The organism is Verrucomicrobiales bacterium (genome assembly GCA_016793885.1).
Classification (GTDB): domain Bacteria; phylum Verrucomicrobiota; class Verrucomicrobiia; order Limisphaerales; family UBA11320; genus UBA11320.
In genome coordinates, this window is record JAEUHE010000042.1 from 118,212 (window position 1) to 140,761 (window position 22,550).

Annotated in this window: 14 protein-coding genes; 6 read left to right on the plus strand and 8 right to left on the minus strand. The window is 60.2% G+C overall.

Features of this window, described 5'->3' with window-relative positions:
* Nucleotides 1–26 precede the first annotated feature (26 nt).
* The 5 genes from JNN07_05495 to JNN07_05515 all read left to right on the plus strand — a co-directional run bounded on the left by JNN07_05495 (nt 27) and on the right by JNN07_05515 (nt 12,131).
* Nucleotides 27–6,965, plus strand: coding sequence for a VCBS repeat-containing protein (locus JNN07_05495; GenBank protein MBL9167173.1), 6,939 nt, complete (start codon nt 27–29; stop codon nt 6,963–6,965).
* 302 nt (nt 6,966–7,267) lie between these two features.
* Entirely contained in the window at nt 7,268–8,824 is a 1,557-nt protein-coding gene (locus JNN07_05500) for an AAA family ATPase (GenBank protein ID MBL9167174.1), read from the plus strand.
* A gap of 130 nt (nt 8,825–8,954) precedes the next feature.
* On the plus strand, nt 8,955–9,623 hold the full coding sequence (locus JNN07_05505; GenBank protein MBL9167175.1) for a hypothetical protein: 669 nt from the start codon (nt 8,955–8,957) through the stop codon (nt 9,621–9,623).
* A gap of 153 nt (nt 9,624–9,776) precedes the next feature.
* Entirely contained in the window at nt 9,777–11,165 is a 1,389-nt protein-coding gene (locus JNN07_05510) for a Gfo/Idh/MocA family oxidoreductase (protein ID MBL9167176.1), read from the plus strand.
* A 78-nt stretch (nt 11,166–11,243) separates the two neighbouring features.
* On the plus strand, nt 11,244–12,131 hold the full coding sequence (locus tag JNN07_05515) for an FAD:protein FMN transferase (GenBank protein ID MBL9167177.1): 888 nt from the start codon (nt 11,244–11,246) through the stop codon (nt 12,129–12,131).
* 93 nt (nt 12,132–12,224) lie between these two features.
* Here JNN07_05515 and JNN07_05520 read toward each other — a convergent pair whose 3' ends face one another.
* Together JNN07_05520 and JNN07_05525 are read right to left on the minus strand one after the other, a co-directional pair.
* Nucleotides 12,225–14,150, minus strand: a complete 1,926-nt coding sequence (locus JNN07_05520; GenBank protein MBL9167178.1) for a redoxin domain-containing protein — start codon at nt 14,148–14,150, stop codon at nt 12,225–12,227.
* Nucleotides 14,151–14,371: 221 nt separating this feature from the next.
* The gene (locus tag JNN07_05525) at nt 14,372–16,717 is read right to left on the minus strand and encodes a CHRD domain-containing protein (GenBank protein ID MBL9167179.1); all 2,346 of its coding nucleotides are present in this window, start codon (nt 16,715–16,717) and stop codon (nt 14,372–14,374) included.
* A gap of 124 nt (nt 16,718–16,841) precedes the next feature.
* On the opposite strand from JNN07_05525, the gene JNN07_05530 reads away from it, so the two are divergent.
* Nucleotides 16,842–17,636 carry a hypothetical protein gene (locus JNN07_05530; protein ID MBL9167180.1) on the plus strand — a complete coding sequence of 265 codons (795 nt, stop codon included), beginning with the start codon at nt 16,842–16,844 and terminating at the stop codon, nt 17,634–17,636.
* 6 nt (nt 17,637–17,642) lie between these two features.
* Here JNN07_05530 and JNN07_05535 read toward each other — a convergent pair whose 3' ends face one another.
* From JNN07_05535 to JNN07_05560, 6 genes are all read right to left on the minus strand, one after another.
* A complete protein-coding gene (locus JNN07_05535) occupies nt 17,643–18,077 on the minus strand; it encodes a cupin domain-containing protein (protein ID MBL9167181.1) in 435 nt (144 codons plus the stop codon).
* A gap of 17 nt (nt 18,078–18,094) precedes the next feature.
* Complete coding sequence (locus JNN07_05540) at nt 18,095–18,982, minus strand: phosphoenolpyruvate hydrolase family protein (protein ID MBL9167182.1); 888 nt, start codon at nt 18,980–18,982, stop codon at nt 18,095–18,097.
* Between the two features lie 84 nt (nt 18,983–19,066).
* A complete protein-coding gene (locus JNN07_05545; GenBank protein ID MBL9167183.1) occupies nt 19,067–19,714 on the minus strand; it encodes an NAD(P)H-dependent oxidoreductase in 648 nt (215 codons plus the stop codon).
* Nucleotides 19,715–19,742: 28 nt separating this feature from the next.
* Entirely contained in the window at nt 19,743–20,366 is a 624-nt protein-coding gene (gene rsmD, locus JNN07_05550) for a 16S rRNA (guanine(966)-N(2))-methyltransferase RsmD (GenBank protein MBL9167184.1), read from the minus strand.
* Between the two features lie 108 nt (nt 20,367–20,474).
* Complete coding sequence (locus JNN07_05555; protein ID MBL9167185.1) at nt 20,475–21,128, minus strand: PEP-CTERM sorting domain-containing protein; 654 nt, start codon at nt 21,126–21,128, stop codon at nt 20,475–20,477.
* Between the two features lie 210 nt (nt 21,129–21,338).
* A complete protein-coding gene (locus JNN07_05560; GenBank protein MBL9167186.1) occupies nt 21,339–22,508 on the minus strand; it encodes a glycosyltransferase family 2 protein in 1,170 nt (389 codons plus the stop codon).
* Nucleotides 22,509–22,550 lie beyond the last annotated feature (42 nt).

Genomic DNA, 22,550 nt, shown 5'->3' on the forward strand with positions numbered 1-22,550 from the left:
GCAGCGGGCCCATCTCCGTCATTCGCATGAAACTGTCACCCTCAGCCTTGATAGGTCCCTCGAGCTTCCGTTGTTCCCGACGGAATGGGTGGGGCCGTTGGGGGGCGGTGCTTTTCGTGGTGTTTGGCGGGTGGGTGGCCGCTTGGGCAGCAGATAAGAGCGGCGTATCTCCCACGGCGATCTCGCTTCCCAAAGGCCCCGGTTCGATCGAGGGTTTGGGTGAGTCGTTTCAGCCAGCCCTCAACAGCGGTCAGGCTCAGTATTCTGTTCCCCTCAAACTCCCGGCCGGTCCGGCCGGGCGCGCTCCGGCTCTCGCCCTGCGCTATGAAGGGGGAGGTGGCAATGGAGTTTTGGGACCGGGGTGGAGCCTGCCTGTTCCCCTCATCCAGCGTCGATCCGACCACGGACTGCCCACCTATGGTGAGCCTGTTGGTTTCGAGCGCGACGATACCTATATCAACGAGGCGCGCGAGGAACTGGTGCCGCGTGGGGATGGCTACTTCCTGAGCAAGAACGAAGGCGCGTTCGTGCGTTACGAGTTTCAGGTGGATCATTGGGTGGGCACTCGACCGGATGGCACCCGGATGGAGTTTGGTCGGACTCCTCAAGGGCGGATCGCGGATGCCGGTCGTATCTATGCGTGGTTGCTGGAGCGGGTGGTGGATACCCGGGGTAACGAGGAGCGCTACCATTATGTTTCCTTTCCAGGCGTTGAAAACCAACGGCAGCGATATTTGCAGCGCATCGAGTATGGTGCGGGTGGCCCCCCGTGGGCTGCGCGCCATTTTGTTCAACTGGACTACGAGGATCGTCCTGATCCCACCGAAGACGCTCGGGCCGGCTTTGTGGTGGGCACGGGAAAACGCCTGCGCGCGATCTCGGTCGCGACGCAGGGGATTGCGCTGCCTGGCCATCAATCCGGAGATGTGGATGGCGACGGAACGTCGGATTCTTTGAATCGCCGGTATCTGCTGGAGTATCTCGCCGAGGCGGCGGCGGTGCCGCCCGTGTCCTTGCTAACCCAGGTGGCCATGGTCGGCGCTGACGGCATCACCCCGCTTCCTCCGCTTCAGCTGGGCTACGGCGTGTGCCGGCCGGCGGCCCGTTTGGATGCGGTTCCGGGCATCGTGGTCAGCAGCAACGAGCCGCCGGCCGTGATGGACAACCCGCTCGTCGAGTTTCTGGATGTGAACGGCGATGGCCTGCCCGATCTGATCAAAACGGATTCAGCGGGCGGGGCTCATCAGGCATTCCTCAATGAAGGCGAGACCACCTCGCTGGCGGGGCGCTCCGTTCGGTGGAGTGATTCTCAGGAGGTTGACGCTGCGTTGGGAGCGGCCTGGAACTTTCACCTGGGGCAGAACGAAACCCACCTGGCCGACATGGATGGGGATGGGTTGGCTGACCTGGTGCACCAGACTGCAACAGGCAGCGCTTTCTACTTCCTAAACCGAGGCGACGTGGGTTGGGGACTGCGTCAGGAACTCGACACCAGCGGCACCCCGCCACCCGCCCCTTTTGGAAGGACGGATGTGCGCACCGGAGATTTCGACTTCGATAAGCGCATCGACATCATTCAAAGCCTGCCCAGTGGGGGCGGGTTCGACTATCGGATCTGGTTCAACCTTGGTTTGCAGACCTATTCCCCTCCCATCACGGTTGCGCAGGAGAGCGGATACTCCCTGGCGGACCCAACGGTTCAGATAGCAGATTTGAACGGGGACCGGGTCCCGGACATCGCCCGCGTGCGGCCTGCGGTTATTGAGCTCACTTTGGGTTTGGGTTATGGGAGGTTCGATGCTCGGAAGGTGCTCGTGCTGCCTGACGGCCCGCTTACGGACGATCAGGTCAACCGTGCCAAGCTCACCGACCTAAACGGTGATGGGCTGGCGGATTTGGTCATTGAGCGGGCGGCGCCGGGGGAGTGCTGGTATTGGCTGAACGGGGATCACGGGCAGTTCGCGGAGCACCGGGTCATTGAGAATTTGCCGGCGTCGGTCGCGCAGAACGCCGCCATTCGGTGGGCGGACCTGAATGGTAACGGGTCGGTGGACCTGGTCTATGCCGACCGCGAGTCCGACCGCCGGCTGGTGGGTTTTGATCTCGCCTCGCTGTTCGCTTGCGCTCCGGCGCCCAATTTGCTCGTGGGGATCACCAATGGTTTGGGGCGGATCACTTCCATCGCCTACGAGTCATCCACCCGGTACTTGTTGGAGGACAAGATGAAGGGCATTCCCTGGCCGGATCGGGTGCCGTTTCCCGTGACGGTGGTGGCCGCGGTCACCACCGACGATAGTCTGGGGCACCTTTACGTCACGCGCTTCCAATATCATAACGGCTATTACGATCCGGTGGAGAAGCAGTTCCGGGGGTTTGCGCGCGTGGATCAGATTGAGGTGGGGGACACGAATGCCCCGACCCTGGTGACCACCTACGATTTTGACACGGGTCGGACAGATGAGGCCATGAAGGGGAAGATCCATCGTAAACGAATCGGTACTGCCGCTGGCGCGCTTTTCTCCGAGGACACGTTTCAGTGGGCCACCCCCGCCCAGGTGCTGGGGACCGCGCCCGATGGCCGGGAGATCCGCTTTGCGTATCCGATTGGCGATCGGCGGGATCTGGTAGAGCTGGGGAAGGGAACCACACGTCGGATGGAGACTTCGAGCACCTATGACGTTTATGGGAATCGCACTCGTTTCGCCGAGCATGGGTTGGTGGAGGCGGGTGATCGCAGCGCGGGCAACGACGAACGGATCACGCTCACGGAATACGCTTTGAACACCAACGCCTGGATTCTTCGCTTGCCGCGACGGACTTCGGTGAGGGATTTTTCGGGAAAGACCATTTCGCGCAGCGAGTTCTTCTATGACGACGAGACGTTTTCCGCCCAGGAAGCGCCTCCGACCATCGGCAATCTCACCTTGGAGCGGCAGTGGAAAAGTCCCGACGATGCGAACTCGGCGATCGCGGCGCGCCGCGCGAAGTTCGATGCCTACGGCAATCCGATCATGGAACTCGATCCCCTGGGAGTGGCACCCGGCGGCGTCGTTGATTTGTCGCGGGGTCATGTGCGGCTGATGGATTTTGATCCGGTGTTCCGCGCTGAGGTGGTGCGCGAGCGGGCTTATGCGGGCAACGAAGCGGATCCCCTGGAGGTCACTGCGGAATATGATCTCGGACTGGGGACCTTGCTGGCCTCGACCGACTTCAATGGCCATCGCTCCGAATTTCGTTTCGATCCTCTGGGTCGGCTTCAGGCCCTGATTCGCCCCGGGGACTCGGATTCCTTTCCTGGGCTCGAATATGAGTATCGGTTGGCGGTGCCGCTGTCCGGTGGGGGTGTGGTGAGCTACGTGGAGACACGAGAGCTGGATCGATCACCGGGCGAGGTGCCCGGTGATCGAGTGGCTCATTACCGGGTCTCGCGGCAGTATACGGACGGCCTGGGCCGTTCCCTTATGACCCGCAGCGAAGCGGAGTCCGAACCTGGAAGCCCAGGGTCTCGCGTGGTGGTGACCGGGGCTCGTCGGTTCAACGCCCGGCAACAATCCTTCGAGGTCCTGCAGCCGTTCTTCGCGAGCGGGAGCGGATCCCTCTCCGACCTGCTGGCATTCGAATCGATTGAGGCTTCGAGTTGGCGGGGCAGGTTCGAGCGGGGCGGGACGAGCGAGCTGCTGCCGTTAGCGGCGGCCCCGAGGACGATCACGCGCCACGACGCCCAGCTGCGACCGGTGGAAATGACCAATCCCGACGGCACTCGCCAGCGCACGGAGTATGAGCCGCTGCTGATTCGCGAGTTCGACGAGAACGATGCCGATCCGGCGTCGCCTCATCGCGAAACCCCCCGGGTGCGAGTTCAGGACGGGCTGAATCGGCTGATCGAGGTCCGCGAGATTGCGCGCCTGACCGATGATGGGTTGCCTGTCGACGAGACTCAGGCACGCAGCAGCCGCTACCGTTACGATGCCAACAGCCAGCTGGTTTCGGCCACCGATCCTTTCGGCAACGAGCGCAAGTTCTTCTACGACGGCCTCCGCCGGCGTATTCGGCTGGAGGATCCCGATCAGGGAACCTTGACGATCACCCTGGATGACGCGTCGAATATTCGTGAGACCCAGGATGGCAAGGGGCAGCGGAGCCTGTTCACGTATGATGGGCTGAACCGGCGACTCACGGAGCAGAGATTGGATGGAAGGGCTTTGCCTGGCTGGCGGGCGGTCGGAAGCCTGAGCGCGGAGGTGATTTACCACTACGACATTCCTGCACCTGGGGTAGACCAGGGGGACGGGACCGTCGCGACGGCTCAGAACACGCGCGGCCGACTGGCCTGGGTGGAAGATCGGTCCGGGGAAGAGCACACCTCGTTTGATTCTCGGGGGCGGGTCGTCTGGGTCGTGAAGCGTGTGCCGATGGATCTGCAGAGCGGAGGCGAGTTGGCGAGCTTTCGCAGCCGATTCGAATACGATCCCGCCGATCGGCTTTCCGGTGTGGGGTATCCGGATGGAGATCATATTACCTACCAGCACAGTCCTCGGGGCTTGATCGCTTCGGTGTCGGGTGGACAGGTTGGATCGATTCTTCAAGGACTGACCTATAGTCCCGCCGGCCATGCCAGCGCGTTGACCTATGGAAATGGCTGTCGCACCCAATATCAATACGACGATCGGCTCCGCATCACTCGCATCCAGGTTCGTCCGCCGGTGAGTGCGGGAGCGGGAGCCGGCCCTCTGTTGGATCTCGGCTACCAGTTCGATCCGGCGGCCAACATTCTGGCGGTTCACGACCTCCGAAGCGCGCAAGATCTTCCCTCGGGGGATGCCCGTCGAAATCATCAATCCTTCCGTTACGACGATCTCAACCGCCTGACCGAGGCGAGCTACTCCTTCGCGACAGCCCCCTCCGGTGGGGGGGCGAATCCTGATACGGAGCGACTGCAATATCGTTATGACGCCGTGGGAAATTTGTTGGAGCAGCGGGGTACACCTGGGTTGACCGGGGTTGACGGGCAGCCGGTCGATTTGGGGGCGCTTTCCTATGGTGGGGCGGGCGGGCGACGCGGCCGATCGGGACGTCGGGTCGGGGACTCGCCCGGACCGCATGCGCTCACCTCTGTCCAGCGCGGCTCCGCAAGCGGGGGCGAAGTGCTGGTTCCGTACGACGGCAACGGCAACGTGACCCGCGTCGATGCGACGGTGTTGACCTGGGACTTCAAGGATCGCCTGATCGCGGCCGAGAATGCGGAGATGCGGGCGGAGTATGTGTATGACTACTCGGATCGGCGGATCGTGAAGCAGGTGCTTCAGAAGCTGTCGGGACCGGCGAGCCTGCGCGTTGTGCACACCATCGACCAGTATTTCGAGCTGCGAGAGGGGCATCAGCCGGTGAAGCATGTGTGGCTGGGCAACAATCGGATGGCGAGGTCGATGACCGATCTCAATTCGTCTGTGCGCGGACGCGTGCAGCGCGTGCCGCTTCGCGCGGGATGGAATGTGTTTGCCTGCCAGTTATCTGGGAGGTGGCAGCCCGGGGCGGGGTCGATTGTTCCTGATCAGGCACTGATTTGGAATCGGGGGTTGGCCCGCTTTGAGCCGCTTCAAGTGGGCGATCCGATGCCGAGCGGCGCGGTTGTTTGGGTTCACACCCGGCGGGCGGGCATTTGGTCCCTGGCTGGAGAGTCGGGGCCTGAGTTTACTGGACAGTGGGGAGCCGGTCCTGACTTCGTGCCGGTGCCGTTGACGTGGACCCAGTCGACGTTGGCTCCGGACGGTTCATCGGTATGGATTTTCGATCCGGAGACACAGGAGTGGCGCACCTGGTCGAGCGGACCTGAGGGCTTGGTTTCCGATACGGCGGTTTCCCGGCTCCCGTGGTGGCGTGGCCAGGCGGCCTTTGTTCGATGGCCCCAAGCGGTCGACTGGCCGATGCCAACCGTTGAGGAGTCGACGGTGTATTACCATGCTGACCACCTAGGGTCGTCCACGGTCCTGACCGACGCCCGCGGTGGGGTGATCGAGGAGCGGGCCTACTATCCCTTTGGAGTGGAGCGGCAGGCGGTTTTGAAACGAGGCCAGCGGAGTCCTTACGGGTTTTCCCAGAAGGAGGTGGATGCGGAGACCGGGCTGACTTACTTTGAGTCGCGCTATTTTAGCAGCGCCTGGGCACGGTTTCTGCGGACCGATCCCTTGTTGACGACCGTGAAGGAGGACTGGCTCACGGATCCGCAAAATGCGAATCCGTATGCCTACTGCAAGAACCGTCCTCTGAACTGTGTGGATCCGGATGGGATGGAGCCCATTTCACTCGGGGGCGGGTTCAAGCTCGATCCGTTGGCGCCGAGCCTGTCCTTCGCTCGGGGCCCCTTCAGTGCATCGGCCGACACCGGCACGGGCAAGGTCGCCTACGATTTTGGCAAGTACAAGGCGGACTTGCTGTTCAATTACAACCTTTCGGGGGGTGGTGGGCTGATGAGCAAAGAGGGCGGCTTGCGTTTCAACGTGGACTTTAAGACCGGAAACTTCACCCTCAGTCCCAGCACACCTTGGTTGAACATGAATTTTGGGTACAACCCGCAGACCAAGGCGTTTTCGTTTGGTGCCTCGACCAAGATCGACAAACTGAGCCTGTCGGCTGGTCTCTCTACCGACAAGAGTTTCTCCGCGAGTGTGAGCTATGGAGCTCCGCTGGTCCCATTCGCCACATCCGACTCCTTCAGCAAATCGATTTATGATGCGGAGGGGGCAGGCCGGGATCTGCTGGGGCTCGCCGGTCGGTTCCAGGGGAACCCGATTGACTTCTACAACGCCAACAAGGATCAGATTACGGGTGGGATCGACAAAGTGAAGGCGGGGGTGGGCAATGTTCAGAAAGTGACGGCCCCAATGCAATTTGGTGCGGGATTCCAGATCCAGGGTAGTTCGAGTACGGGAGTCTCGGGCATTCTCGGCGGGCAGGTGGTGTTCTGAAGTGACGAGTGACGAGTGACGAGTGACGAGTGACGAGTGACGAGTGACACGCCAACACTCGACAATGCAAGGAATTTTAGAGCGTCAATAGCCGCTCTAGAGCGGGGACTGATCTTGGCTCTTGAAATCTGCCGAAGGTTGCTCCCCCTTTAGCGTGGTGCGCGGGTAACCCAGTCCCGTTTACAGGATCCATCCGGTTTGCGGAGATCTACGATGACCTTTGGACTCGTCATTCATCACTCGTCACTTAAAAACTTCCCTAGCCGTTTGACAGAAATCTGGCCTGTGCCACTGTGGGCAGCATGAGCCATCCGCACGACGGTATTCCGACGCCCGAGGAAATGCAGCGCCAGCTCCAAGGGATGCTCCGTCGCAACTTCTCCCCCACCCAATTCCAATCGGGGACTAGGATCAACGCTTCGGGTGACGAGGAGCCTGCCCCTGGATTTGAGGATGGCTGGGACTTCAACCGTCGGCCTCGTGAGGTGAAGGAGCATCTGGATCGATTTGTGATTCGCCAGGACGAGGCGAAAAAGGTCCTCAGCGTGGCGCTCTGTGACCACTATCATCAGGTGCGGTTGGCCCGGGCTGGCAAGGCTTCTCCTCACTATACCAAGCAGAATGTCATTCTGCTCGGACCGACGGGCGTGGGAAAGACGCATCTGATCCGCAGCGTTGCGGATCTCATTGGCGTTCCATTCGTCAAGGCGGATGCGACCAAATTTTCCGAAACGGGCTACGTAGGGGGCGATGTGGAGGACCTGGTGCGGGATTTGATTCGCAAGGCGGACGGTGATGTGGCGCGCGCGCAGTATGGAATCATCTACATCGACGAGATCGACAAGATTGCAGCGCTGGCGAACCATTCGGGACGCGACGTGAGCGGTCGGGGCGTGCAAACCAACCTGCTGAAGTTGATGGAGGACACGGAGGTTCCAGTTCGAGCTCCCAACGACATAGCAGGCCAGATGCAGGCCATGATGGAAGGGATGCGGCAAGGCAAGACGGGCCCCACGACCATCAACACTCGCCATATCCTGTTCGTTGTCAGCGGGGCCTTTGGCGGTTTGGAAAAAATTGTGCAAAAGCGGCTGCGGGAGGCAATGATCGGATTTGCCTCACCTTCACGGACTCTGGCAGGGGAGCAGCCGGCGTTGAATGAAGTGCAGACCCGGGACTTCATCGAGTTTGGTTTTGAACCGGAGTTTATTGGGCGACTACCGGTTCGAGTGATCTGCCATCCGTTGACGGTCGACGACCTATTTCAGATCCTTCGGACCGCCGAGGGCAGCATTATTCGCCAGTACGAACAAGCCTTCGGGGCCTATGGGATTGAGGTTCGGTTTCAGGAAAGCGGTCTGAGGCGTTTGGCTGAGCTGGCCGGGGAGGAGAATACCGGGGCACGTGGGCTGATGACCGTCTGTGAGCGAAGCTTTCGTGACCTGAAGTTTGAACTGCCTTCCACGGCGGTGAAGTCGTTCGAAGTTGACGCGGCCCTCGTCAATAATCCAGCGGCTGCATTGGGTCGACTGCGGGCCTTGCATGCCGATGAGGAGCAGAAGCTCAAGGCGCGTCAGGTGCATGAGTTTGGTGCCCAGTTCAAGGCTGAGCATGGGTTGGACTTGAGGTTTACTGAGAGTGCGGTGGAGTCGATTCTCGAGCGAGCGGCTCAGTCTGACCGGGCTCCGTTGACCGTGTGTCGGGAGTTGTTCAAGGATTTCCAGTTTGGCCTGCGCCTGATCTCCCGAAACACAGGCCAGCAGGAATTTGTAATCGACCGCGAGGCCGTTCTTAAGCCGGACCATGTTCTCAGCCAGTGGGTGGTGGCGAGCTACCGTCAGACACCGGCAGGGGAGTGATGAGGAGTGAAGAGTGAAGAGTGACCTCATTCAGGTGGCCATCCCAAATCGCAAATCCAAAATCCAAAATCTAAAATACTCCTCAATGACAGGCTTGCCCTGTTGAACTTGAAAAGACATTCTCGTCATCATGTCTGACATTCCCAAGCCTGGAAACAAGAGGAAGGCCTGTTTGGTGTACGGTTGTCTCGGCCTGTTTCTGTTCGCCATGATCGGCCTCGTTGGTGCTTACTTTGCGGTTCGGTATGTTCGTCGAGAAGTGGCTGGGGTGGTGGAAAAGTATTCTCAGGCGCAATCGATATCTTTGCCCGAGTTGACCCTGTCGGCCGAGGAGCGCAAGGCGCTCAAGACTCGGGTTGCTGAGTTCGGACAGAAGCTGCGTGAAGGTACTGCTGCGGGTGAGGAGTTAATCCTTACCGGGGATGAAATCAACGTGTTGCTTGCGGAGAGTCCGGGGCTTAGGCCGCTGGGCGATCAGGTGCGGGTTCGGTTGGAGGACACCCGGGTGCTCGGAACCATCAGTTTGCCCTTGTCTCAGTTTGGGCCATCCAAGATGGCCGGCCGTTACCTGAATGGGGAATCGGTCTTGAATCTTTCGTTATCCAATGGGTTGCCTCGGTTGTTTATTGAGGACCTTAAGGTTCAGGGGCAAACCTTGCCGGCGGGGGTGATGTTGGCGTTGCGAGGGGTTAATTTGGCGGAACGGATGGTGGAAAACCCGGAGTTTAAGAAAGTAACGGAGCGCTTTGACTCGGTGAGGGTTTCTGAAGGAAAGCTGATTCTGAAGTCGAAACCGTGAGGGGGGAAGGGGTGGTGGTAGGTGGTAGGTGGCTCGCTCCCCATCACCGAACTCGACGAAGTTTTCGACAAACTTCTTCATTTCGCATGAATCGACAGTTGACCCTTAACGTCGATGCTTTACTGTTCGCGAAACCACCTATCGGTTAACTATATGAACGAAAAACAGTCTTCCAGTCTCTCCGGAACGACCAATCGCCGGAAGTTTATCAAGAACTCCGCCACCGCGGCTGCTGCGGTGGCTGCAGTCAATGTATTTAAGACGCCGGTTTACGGTCAAAATCAGGCTCCGTCCACCGGGCGGGTCATCGGTGCGAACGATCGCATCGTGGTGGCCTTCGTCGGTGTGGGTGGCCAGGGCATGGCTCATGTTCGTTCGATCAAGGAGCATGCGGGCGCGAACAACGTAGCCATTGCGGCCGTTTCGGATGTCTCCAAGCACCGCGTCAGCGAGGCGCAGAAGTATGTGGGCGGCGACTGCCAGGGCTTTGAGGACTACAAGAAGATGATTGAGCGCAACGACATCGATGCCGTTTGCTGCTCCACTGTGGATCATTGGCACACGCGCGTCACCGTCGACTCCATGAAGAGCGGCAAGCACGTGTATGTCGAGAAGCCGATGACTCGCTATTTGGGCGAAGCGTTCGAAATTTACGACACCTGCAAGAGCACCGGCAAGTTGGTGCAGGTGGGTTCCCAAGGCACCTCCGATCTGAAGTGGCATAAGGCAGCCTCCATCATCAAGGGCGGCGGCATTGGCCAAGTCGTGATGAGCCAGGGCTCGTACATGCGGAATGCTCCCAAGGGTGAATGGAACTACGGCATCCAGCCGTGGGCGACGGCGGACGACATCAACTGGGAGAAGTGGATGGGGTCCCAGATCAAGACCCGCAAGTCCTTCGACGCAGACCATTATTTCCGTTGGCGCAAGTACTTCCCGTATTGCGGCGGTCTGCTGGGCGATCTTTTCCCGCACAAGCTTCATCCGTATATGCTGGCGACTGGCAATCCCCAGTTCCCGCTGCGCGTCGCGAGCGTTGGCAGCCGCAAGGTGGAGACCGACAAGAAGACTCCTGGCACCTACATGCGCGATGTTCGTGAAATCGTCCAGATGATCGCCGACTTCCCTGATGGTATGGTGATGCACATCACCAGCAGCACCGTTAACGAGATGGGTACCCAGGAGATGATCCGGGGTCACAAGGCGACTCTCACCATGCAGGGCAATAAAGTCGTTCTGACTCCGGAACGCGCCTTCTCTGAAGAGGTCGAGCAGGCCACATATACCGACATGAATGGCGCTCCGTTCATCGGTGAGCCCCTGCACGTCCACGAAAAGAACTGGTTTGACTCGATTCGCGCTAACAAGCAGCCGAACTGCGGTATCGATCTCGCCACGAAGGTTCAAACCGTCATTTCCCTCGCGGAGATGTCCGATCGTTTGAACGTCATGTGCTTGTTCGACGAGAAGACTCGCAAGATCACCGACGGCAGCGGTCGCGAGCTTGCCCCGATCACCTACGGTTCGATCGAGAATTCCTAGTTTTAGCCATTGAGACCCGTTGGCACACAACCGGCTTCGCCTCGTGCGGAGCCGGTTTTTTTGTCGGATGCCCCGCTCGTGCGCGTGGCTCGTCAAGCCATGGCCACCCGGTTCGAAGTGGTGCTGCCGGGTGCCGATGCGGTGCGGTTGCGCGCTGCGGCGGAAGAAGCGCTGGGGGAGGTGGAACGATTGGAGGAGATGCTTAGCCCGTATTTGGAGACGAGCGAGGTGGCGGGCTTGAACCGTCGGGCGTCGAGGGAACCGGTTCGGGTTTCCCCTGAGCTGTTTCGCTATCTGGAGCAGGCGGCCGCCTTGAGTCGGCTCTCTCAGGGCGCCTTCGACCTTACCGTAGGACCCCTGATGGCTGCCTGGGGTTTTGTGCTCGGGGTGGGAGCTGTGCCCGCAGCCGCCGTCCTGGAGGAAGCGCTTGCTCAAGTGGGCATGCAGTGGGTCGAGCTGAACTCTGCCAGTGGCACGGTTCGGTTTCATCGGCCGGGACTACGCCTTGATCTCGGCGCCTTCGGCAAAGGGATCGCCCTCGATCGGGCGGTGGAACGGCTTCGAGAAGCCGGTGTCACCTCGGCTTTGCTTCACGGAGGTACCAGTTCGATCGTTGCTTTGGGCGTTCAACCAGGCGGGAGCCCCTGGCGGATTGGCTTGGAAGGACCGACCTCACCCACGGATCCTACCCAGCGTCCGATCGAAGTGGTGGAGCTGCACGAAGAATCCCTCGCGGTCTCAGCGGTTTGGGGTCGCGTGCTGCAGACCGGAGCTGCTTCCTATGGACATGTGATCGATCCCCGGGATGGGCAGCCTGTGGGTCATACTCAGCTGGCGGCAGTGGTCCTGCCATCGGCCGCGGAGAGCGACGCATTGTCGACTGCCTTGCTGGTGTTGGGGAGGGATGGGCTGGCAAATTTGCAAGCCGCCCGTCCGGGGATGCGGTGTGTCCTTTTGGGGCGGTGAGGGGTGAATAGGGTGGGGCTTGGTCTGGCCGCGTCAGCGGCAAACCTGACACCCCAGCGAATCAGACCCTCTCGCTGCATGATCCCACGCGAGTCATAGCGCCTCCCCGTAATTGTAGTAGCCGATGAACATCTCCTCGTAGGTTTGTTCTCCGAAAGTGACGGGGACCTTGGGATTCGGGTTGTCCAGGTTTTGCGGCGAGTTGTCCCAAGCGCCGGTGCAGACGATTCGGGATCCGGCGGGCAGGAAGATGGGCTCGGCGAAGCGATAGAGCCTCTGCCAGTTGAAGACATAGCGTGGGATGCGGATCAGGGGTGTCCGCTTTCCGTTCGGAAGCTCGAGATCGTAATTGAACCACTTGCCGCGCAAATGTTGATGCGGGGAGATCTCGTAGAGCCATGAATTCTTGGTGAAGGGCGTCGAGCTGGCACTGGTGATGTGCTCGTTGGCTCCTGGAGGGATCTGGAAGAAGATATCGAACGCAGCCTTCGTTTGCAGCTTTTGCACCGGAGGCTTCTCGGCAAAATAGAGTCCCAGCTGGGTCTGATCAGTCTGCGGGGTGCCGATCGAAATGTAGTGCATCTGAAACGTAAGCTTGGTGCCCTTGGGGAGGAGTTTGGCGGTCCCCTCGGGAAACCAATCGGGGTCTAGTCCGGGGACATAGCCAGCGAAGTAGCCGGCCAGACCACCTAGAGCGCTCTCGCTGCCGCCCAGGAAGATAAGGCTGTGATGGACCACCGCGCGGTTGCCCGGACGCACGACCGCGGCCTTCAACCACAGGTTGCTGGTCGCCTTGGGATCGACGGTGAGGTAGCGATAGTCGATGTCTCCGAAGGCCGGGAGGGACTGAACGGGAATGGAAAGCACTAAGTCTGGCGGGCCCATCGGCCAGACGGCGGGCTCCTCGGCCACCTCGGTGAGGGCGTCGTCACCTTCACCCCGCGGCGCTCCGGCATCGATCCAGCGGATCAGCCGATCGGCTTCGTCTGGTGGAAGCGACCCGTCATTGGAGAAATGGCCGAGCTGCGGATCCGCGTGCCAGGGCGGCATGCGGGCCGACAGCAACTCATCCTTGATCAAGTCCGCATAGATTGAGACCACCTGGTGGTTGGTCATAGACCAGGGCGCGATGTCTCCCGGACTGTGACATTTCACGCAGCGGGCCTGAAGTAGCGGCACGATTTCCGTCGCGTAATCAGGCACCGATTGGCTATGGAGGTTCAGGTCAACTCCCAGCGGCCTTACTTGAGACGGGTTGGCCGGCTGGTTTTGGAGCACACTTTCGAGGGCCTTCTCCAAATAGGCGTGCACATCGGTTCCGGTATTCTCTGCAATCGCGCCCCGGTAGGTGATTTCAAACGTCCCGTTCTTGAGCACTACCACCTCCGGTGCCCGGGTGATTCCGTACTCACGAGTGACGATCTGTGCCGAGTCATGCAGGATGGGGAATCCGATTTTGAGTTGATCGGCCTCGGCGACCAGGGGCGCTCGATCCTTGCCTGCGAGCGAACTCACCATCCAGAACTTAGCGCCCTGAGGGCCGAACCGATTGGAAAGAGTGTTTAGCGAGTCGAGGTAGGGTAATAGGGAGGTGCAGCTGCTTCCTGTGAACAGCAACACCACGGCGGTGACCTTGGAATCGTTGAAGGAGTAGTAGAGCTCCCGGGCGGCACCTAAGTGGTCGATGAGGCGGAAATTGCGCGGGCGAACCGTGGGCGGGGGGGCATCGAAGCGGATGGCGCGATAGAAGCGTCGAGCTCTCGACCGGGCCTCGGAGTCACACCAGGATGTAAGTTCGGACGTGGTTGTGAACTGAACCATCGGCGACCAGGGCAGGGCTCCCTCTAAATCATCGGTTCCCTCGAGTAGGTAACTCGTCCCGGCTTCCCCGGAGACTCCCAGCCTGGGCAGCCCGCAAAAGGGGTCGAGAGTCACCGACAATGGCTCGACGGCTTGAGCTCCTACCAGGGCTAGGCTCGCCCAAAGCAGGCAGAGGGTTGCGGCGGCCGAACGCATCATGGTAATCACCCTGCTACCCTAGTCGAAATTTGCCACGCTGCAAGCGTCATCAAGGGACGGCGGCTGGGGTGATTGATGCCGGGTGAGGCGGAGAATTATCTGACGGGGGCCCCACTGACTGTTGTGCGCAAGGAGTTGATCGCGGAACTCCATACAAAGGACCGAGCCTCACCCGGAATTAATTACACCCGGCGGCCGGTGCCGTGTTTTTTGGTCGGGCCTTAGCGGGTGACTTGACCGCGGATTTCTCCGTTCACCCGACCGGTCGTGCGGAAGATCAGGTAGCTCACCACATCGTTAAGCGCTTCGGCGACTTTTGGTTCGATCGTGAGCGAGCCGGCGATCCCTCCGAAGGTTCCGAAGCTGCCCCCATTGAGCGAGCTCAAGTCGAGCAGGGAAGGGTTGACTACCGTGGTTGTGGAGGCGCGCCCGTGCAGTTGGAGAGAGGTCGCCGTCGTGGCCAGCTTGTCATAGCCCACCGCGAGATGGAGACGGTCGTAGGCTAGCAGGAGGGTGCCGGTCGAGGTCGCTGCGGTGGTGATGGCGCTGGGGCGCATGCTAGCCCCGTTCAGGCTGACCTTCATGACCGCCGGGACGAGTTGACCCCGGATCTCGCCCGCGGGGTTCGCGGGCGTATGGAAGTTCATATAGGATCTGCCATCACGGACCGCAGCCAGTTGGTTGGTAGCCAGATTGATAGAACCTGAGATGCCGCCGCTCAGGCCGTATCCACCTGCCAGGGGCGCGAAATCGATCAGGACGCCAGCCGTGTTGGTGGAGTTAGCAGATCCATGAATATGCGCTGCGGTGGGAGCGTTGGTGAAGCCCTGGTAGGAGAGATTGAAGGTGAGATTCGTTCCTTCGAGAAAGTAAATCCCCAGTCCGGAGGCGGGGCTATTGACGGCCGTCGGTTTCTCGCCTGCCCCGGTTGCCTTGGCGGTGAGAGGCAGGGCGGTGACCCGCGCGGTCAGTTGGCCGCGGATTTCGCCGGAACCGTGAGCGGCAGTGTGCAGGTTCAGGTAAGTGCTTCCGTCCGCTACAGCGGCGATTTGTGCAGGGGTTAAGTTCACCGAGCCGCCAAAGGCTCCGGAGCTTCCCAGGTCGCCCGCTTTGAGGGGCATCAAATCGACGAGCACGTCTGCATTGCCGTCCGGGCTGGCAGGGCCGTGGATATGAGCCGCCAGGGGAGCCCCCGACAGGCCGCTATAGGTAATGTTGAGGTAGAGCTTGTCTCCGATCAGGAGAGCGGTGGCGGATCCGACGGCGGGAGTGCTGACTGGCTCGGGACGTTGGTTTGCCCCGGACAGCGCTGCTGACATCGCGACGGGGGCAATCTGCCCGCGGATCTCGCCGGCTGGATTGGCGGCCGTGTGCAAGTTGATGTAAGTTTGGCCGTTCACCAGCGCGGTTTTGACTTCCGTCGACAGGGTTACTGAGCCGGAGAAGACACCCGACTTGCCGGCACCGCCCAGCTCGTTGGCATCCAGGCTTACGAGTACCCCGTTGGCCTCGTTGACGCTCGCCGGGCCATGAATGTGGGCTCCGGTGATGGGGCCGCTGAGTCCCGATGCTTTGATCTCGAAGAACAGTTTGCTTCCTTCCAAGCGGAGGAGGCCGAATCCGGAGGCATCGCCGGCAACGGGGTCAGGGCGTTGGGCAGCCCCGCTGAGCTGCACACTGAATGGGATGGTGGTCACTTTGGACAGGTCGGCGATTCGGAAAAAGGCCGCGTTCTCCGTGGCGGGGATCACCGTCTCCAAGCCGGAGACTGCCGGGCTATTCTGCCAAATCTGCTCTTCCAGACTGCTCTTCCGTTGGATCACAAAGGGTCCTGCGCCACCGCCTTTCCAGCCCAGTGTTACTCCGTTGGGGCTCGCGTCGGAGGCGACGAATCGCAACGGAGCCTCGGTTACTGTGACGGTGACTGCGGGCGACACTCCCGTGCCATTTTGGGCATCGGTAGCCTTGGCGAAGACACTAAAGGTGCCGGCCGGAAGGCTGGTAGTCAGGGTGTAGGGACTCACCGCCGACTCCCCGAGCTTGTTAGTCCCCGCGAAAAACTCCACGAGAGTGATCGTGCCGGTGGCTTCGACGTCTTGAGCGGTCGCGACCACAGTCAGCTGATCCTCCACCGTGATGGTAGTGGCTCCTGCTGGGCTGGTCAGCCGAGCGGTGGGCATCTTGTTATTAAGTGGGTTGCTCGCCGGATCTCCGGGGTTGGTGATGGTGGCGGGGGCTCCGACCGTCGTTCCGTCGCCCTCCGGGTCCCCGAGCTCAGCCCCGTTGCTGAACCCGTCTCCATCCGAATCGAGCGCCGCTAGGGCGGCCGACCAAAAGGCGACCTGTTGCGGCCCTCCCACAATCTCATTCACCTGCACCCCGAAGGCATTTCTCGCTCCGCCCCCGGAAGTGGTGGTGTGGCAAGTCAAGCAGTCAAACTTGCCGCCGTTGGGGCGGGGGAGCTGGTTCACGCGGAAATTGCGAGCTTGGCTCGACTCGGCGATGAACAGGACTGCGAGGCAGATCCACAAAGAGTGCCGACGGGAAGAAATGGTTAGCGAGCTCATGCGACAACGACGTTCTGATTAATTTACTAAGATGCATCATCAACGAGGAAGATGAAAGAGGATATACGGGTTTTCCCGTAGTTCCGGGCTTGAAGGGTGGCAAAATTGGGTTAGCCTGAGCCTGATGTATCGGTTGTGCCATTCCGACTGCGAGCAACTCTTGGAATTGACCGCTGATCTTTATTCCTGTCGGCTGGAGGAGGGTTGGCGTGGTCGGCTATTGCGGCGGATTCGGGCCTTAATTCCCTTTGAGTTTGGCGGGTGTCATTTGATCGAGCGGGATCAGCATCAGATCGACGCCTGCTACGAACCGTGTCGGCCTCCTATGCCAGCTGCTAACAAGGACTTCTGGCGGTTGGTCAAGACCCATCCGATGAACGGTCTGCTGTTCGGCCAGCCCCTTCAGTCCTGGAAAGTCAGCGATGTGATCTCGCGCATGGACTTCCGTCAGTCGGAGCTTTACCAAGCTTTATATCAACCACTTAAAGTAGATTGTGAACTGGCGGCGGCCGTACCTTTCCGTTCCAACCCACAGCGCCTCGTGCTGCTGACCCTGCATCGGTTTCGGGTCGATTTCACCGAGCGGGATCGCGCGGTGTTGAATCTCCTGCTGCCGCATATCGCCCGGCTTCAATGGTCCCAGGAAAGCCGAGCTTTGTGGGATCGGCCTCCTTGTGCTCAGGTGCTTCCGACTGAGTTGTTTGCGGCTACTGTCAGGCGGGAAACGCGGTGGTCCCTGACTCCGCGGGAGATGGAGGTCCTATTTTGGGTGCATCAAGGCAAGACCAACTCCGAGATAGGGAAGATTTTGGGTATCTCGGAACGGACCGCGGAGACGCATATTCTGAGGGCCTATCCAAAGATTGGGGTTGAGAACCGCCATTCAGCGATGGCGGTTCTCAACCGGCTAATTCGTTAGCGATGATCAGGCTGAGGCCTTGCAGGGAGGGAAACCGGCGCGGATCGTTCGCCATGGCTCCTCCGTCGACACGTCGACGATCCCTGGTTCGGCTGCCTTGGAAGGACTCAGGATGGCCAGGAAAACCAATTTCTCGTCGAAAGGGTTGTAGGTACCGTGCACCTCGCCCTTGGGAATGAGCACCATCTCACCGGGATGGAGAATGCGATGTTCCTTCCCACACCATTGCTCGGCTTGGCCTGAGATAATGTAGATAATCTCCTCGCGAGTGGGATGGGTGTGGAAGGGATGGCATCGCCAGGGATCCATGTTCGCCCGAACCAAGAGCAGTTCTTGGTTCGGGACGACGTCGGCGCGACACATCCATTCCTCAAGCGTCCAAGGAGAGGTGAATTGAACCGCCTCGCGAGCGGTGACAAAGCGACGTTCGGAAATCGACATGCAGCCTTTCGAATGGGTTATTTTCGTTTGCCGAATGCGCGCGCCGCCGGAGTTGGGATTTTCTTAAAGCGCCGCGTGATGTCCACCAGGGATTGCTCCACGCCCATTCGCTCCAGACTTGAGGCTCCGACGAATCCAACGCACTCGGTTTTTTCGTTCACCTCGGCCGCATCCTCCGGTGTGCAAATTGGACCGCCGTGGCTGAGGAAGAAGATGTCCTTTCTGACCTTCTTGGCAGCGTCGATGATCGCATTGGTCCGTTTGATGGCATCGGCCATGGTGACGACCGCCCCGGTCACGCCGATCGAGCCGCCCACCGTGGTGCCGACATGCGCGATGATGGCATCCGCTCCCGCTTCCGCCATCGCTTTAGCTTCGGCCGGCGAGGCGACATACACGATGGAGAACAAGTCCATCTTGCGTGCGAGCGCCACCATCTCGAACTCCTTCTTCACGCTCATGCCGGTCTCTTCCAGCACTTGGCGGAACTGTCCGTCCACAATCGTGTGCGTGGGAAAGTTGTTCACGCCGCTGAAGCCCATGTCTTTTACTTTCAGCAGCCAGTGCCACATGCGGCGGCGAGGATCGGTGGCATGGACGCCGCAGATCACGGGGATGTCCTCCACCACGGGCAGAACTTCATACTCGCCAATCTCCATCGCCACGGCGTTGGCATCGCCGTAGGCCATCAGTCCGCAGGTTGAGCCGTGGCCGGACATGCGGAAACGTCCTGAGTTGTAGATGATGATCAGGTCCGCTCCGCCGCGTTCGATGAATTTGGCACTGATGCCGGTGCCGGCTCCCGCCGCGATGATCGGCTGTCCTTTCTTGAGCGTGGCGCGCAAACGTTCGATGACTTCTTTGCGGGTGTAGGGATTTCCTTTTCCGGTCCAGGGATTTGGCATGATAGATGGAGATGGATTGAGTTAACGGTGAGTTTGAGTTGGCAAATTGGGCGAAGCGTTCGGCGTCGGCTTGATCTGGTCAAGTCAGCGATACTCGATCAACTCGGCCTTGGGGAATCGCACTTTCGCCAGGCTCGCGTATTTGTCGTTCCCAGCCCGATATCCGACCGGACAAAGTACCGCCGTGGTGAGGCCCCGCGGTGCCAGTCCCAGGATTTCGTCGTATTTGGCCTGCTCAAATCCTTCCATGGGGCAGGTGTCGAGTCCCAGCAGGGCTGCGGAAGTCATTAGGTTGCCCAGAGCGATGTAAGCCTGTCGGGTCGCCCACTCGGTGGAGATCTTCCCACGGGTCCCCTCGACCACATCGCCGATCATCATCTTTCGATAGCCTGCCATCGACTCGACGGGCACCTGTCGCGTGCGGGCGGTGTCCTGGAGATATTTGTCGATGTGCTCCACGGTCATACGAGTCATAACGGTCATAATGACTAGGTGCGACGCGTCGGCCACTTGGCGCTGGTTCCAGGAGTGGGGAACGAGCTGCGCTCGAAGCGCTGGGTCCTGAACCACCAGAAATTTCCAAGGCTGGAGCCCGAAACTGGAGGGGGTGAGAACGAGGGTTTCCTCAAGGGCGCTCCAGATGTCTTGGGGGATCTTTCGGGTGGGATCGAATTGCTTGGTGGCGTATCGCCAGCGAAGGGCGCCGAGAAGTTGGTCGGTAGTCAGGGGCATGGGGCCGGTGGTGGTGTGAAGGGTTTTGCTAGGTAGATGAGTGGGAAAGCTCCGGCTGGGACGTAGCCGGAGCCGGTGATTTGGGACGGAGGAAGCGCATCATGGAATCGCCATGCTTCATTTCCTTCATTTCGTCCCAGGCGGCGGTGAGCGTCAAGGTGTCGCGTTTGGTGTGGCCCAGGACCAGGAGGCCGTCGGGAGAGATCAACTTGGGCAGGTATTCGTCATCCAGCAGCCGCTGTGATAAGGAGGTGGAGCGCTTCCCGACATTCTTGTCGCCGAACGGCGGGTCGGCCATGATGAGATCGAACGTTCGCTGAGATTCGGCGAGCTGCCGCAGCACGACCAGCACGTCCTGCACGCGCAATTCGTGCCGCTCGGTTGGGAGTGCGGTCAGCTCGAGGTTTTGGCGGATCATGGACGCGTGGCGGCCCGCCTTTTCGACACTGAGCACACTGGCGGCACCGCGGCTCAGGCACTCGAGTCCGATGGCACCCGAGCCGGAAAAGAGATCGAGGACCCTGGCCCCATCGACCCGGCCGCCCAGGCTATTGAAGATGGCCTGACGAACGAGATCGGGGGTGGGTCGGACATCGTAACCGCTCGGCACCTTGATGAGGCGCCCGGCTGCTGAGCCACCAATGATTCGCATCCCCCCTAGTTGACACTGAAGAGCCTCTCGGGAGCAATAAAACTCAGCGGGCGGATTTCTGGAATTTCTCTCTGTAGCGCGGGCCGTGTCGGCCCATCACGCCCGGCCTCAGTGTGAAAAACGGCTGCTAGAGCTTCCTCGAATCCGACCGAATGCCAACGCACCCAATCCGAGCAGTGCCAAAACAGCAGACGATGGCTCAGGGACCGGAGTGTTGAAATAAGTCAGCCCGTTGGCGATGCTTCCTGTTCCCAGTTTGGGGCTTCCGTCCCGACCGACTCCTGCAAGCTCATGAGTCCAGAGGTTAGATGCACCGCGCTGGCCTGCGCCGTTGATGGCATCTACCCAGGTGTTGACCGTCTGGTTGTAGTTTTCCCAAACCCTGAGCTGCAGGGTCACTTTGTCCCCTCCGAACGTGCCCGGAATATCGAGCTTGGATTTGCCGTTGATGAGTCCCGCAGTTGCGCCGGTTCGGAACGTTACCAAGGAACCTGGTACCGGCTGTAGGGAGCCAGTATTCGGTGTTTCCCCTGGAGCCCACCAGAGCTCCGCGTAGAAACCCGTCCCCTCAAGTTTAGTGGCACTGGCATAGTCGGCCAGGGATCCTCCATGGATGGGCGTCAGGGGTGAGGCGGGATTGTATGCAAAGATGTATTTTTCCTTCCCGACGCCTAGCGTGGATTGATAGGTGACCGAGCCTTGGCCGAACGAGGTGAGGGTCTGGACGAGTAACAAGCCGGCTAGAACTGCGAGAGATCTCACAATGGTTTTCCTTGGTTGGTTGATGTGGAGTCACCTTACAGATTTGTGGCCGGCAGGCAATGCGAAAACCCTTGAAAACCGGGCCGTCGGAAATCGGTGCGGGGACTTACTGCCCACGGACGACGCGGACCACACGGATCGGAAGAAGGCGGTGCCGAGGACTTCTGACGTCGTCCCCTACAGTCCCGATTGTAGGAGCCGAGGTAATGGTCAGCGCACGTTATGTTTTCGAAGCAGGGCCAGGGGATAGAAGGTGTCGCGCCAACGAACTCCGCCTTGGCGCAGTGTTTTCCAGGTGGAGTTCACGAGCGAGTAGGTGAGGATCGGGAGGAGCCAGGGCGCGAGCAGTCCGCTCCAGGCGGTCCAACCCACCCGTCGCGCCAGCAGCGCGGCGGGGATCGACAGCGATTGACAGCTCAGGAATGCAGCCCAGCCACTCGGCGTCCCCATCCACGGTCCGACCCCAGCGCAACCCCAGAGCAGGATTGTCCCAACAATCGCTGCTATCACTCGCCCCACACGATAGTCTGCCAAGGCGAAATGGTTCTTCTCCAGGTTGTGGAGCAGTCCGCGAACAGTCGTTCCCCAGTGGCACATCGCATCCCTGGATCCCAGAAATGCACGCGTGCGACCGCCTGCGCGGCGTATGAGTTGGCCCAGTTTGACGTCGTCCACCACCGTGAGACGCAGGGCTTCGTAGCCCCCGCAGCGACGGTAAAGATCGCTTCGAACCAGATTGAACGCGCCGGCTCCGATGTAAGTGTAAGGATGTTCCCGATTCACCCGAGCCACGTGATTGGAGTAGGCCAAGACGAAGGAAGCTTGCATGGATCGAGTGATAAAGCCCTCCGGTTCCATTCCTGGCGCGAGCACCACATGGTTCGCTTGCTCACGCTCGGCCGCGTGAACTGCCCGAAGAACAGTGTCCTCCGTCAGCCAACAGTCGGCGTCGGTGAAGAGGATCCAGGCGCCGGTCGCGCGGTTCGCGGCGAGATGGCACGCATAACACTTTCCCAACCAGCCTTGCGGAAGCGAGTCGACCCGAAGCGTAACCAAGCGACGATCCTCTGCGGCAAGTTGCTCCAAGATCGCTTGCGTGCCGTCGCGTGATCGATCGTTGACCACGATGAGTTCGAGTTCGATTCCCTGCTGCCTGAGCAATCGTTCCAGAGTGTTGCGGATCCGCGCTTCTTCGTCGCGGGCGGCCAGGACGATGGACACCCGGATAGGGTTAGTGGATCCGTGCTGCTTATCCCGGGCGGAGTCGAGTGCCGGCAGCCGCCGAACCCAGCGCAGATGAGCCAGCGTCGCTAGGGTCATGAGTCCGAACAAGGCCGCCACGGTCCAGGAGAGGAGGGAAAAGAAGTGGCCCCAGTTCATTTCTGTGTTCGATGACGCATTGCGGCGCAGCATCGCCTAAAA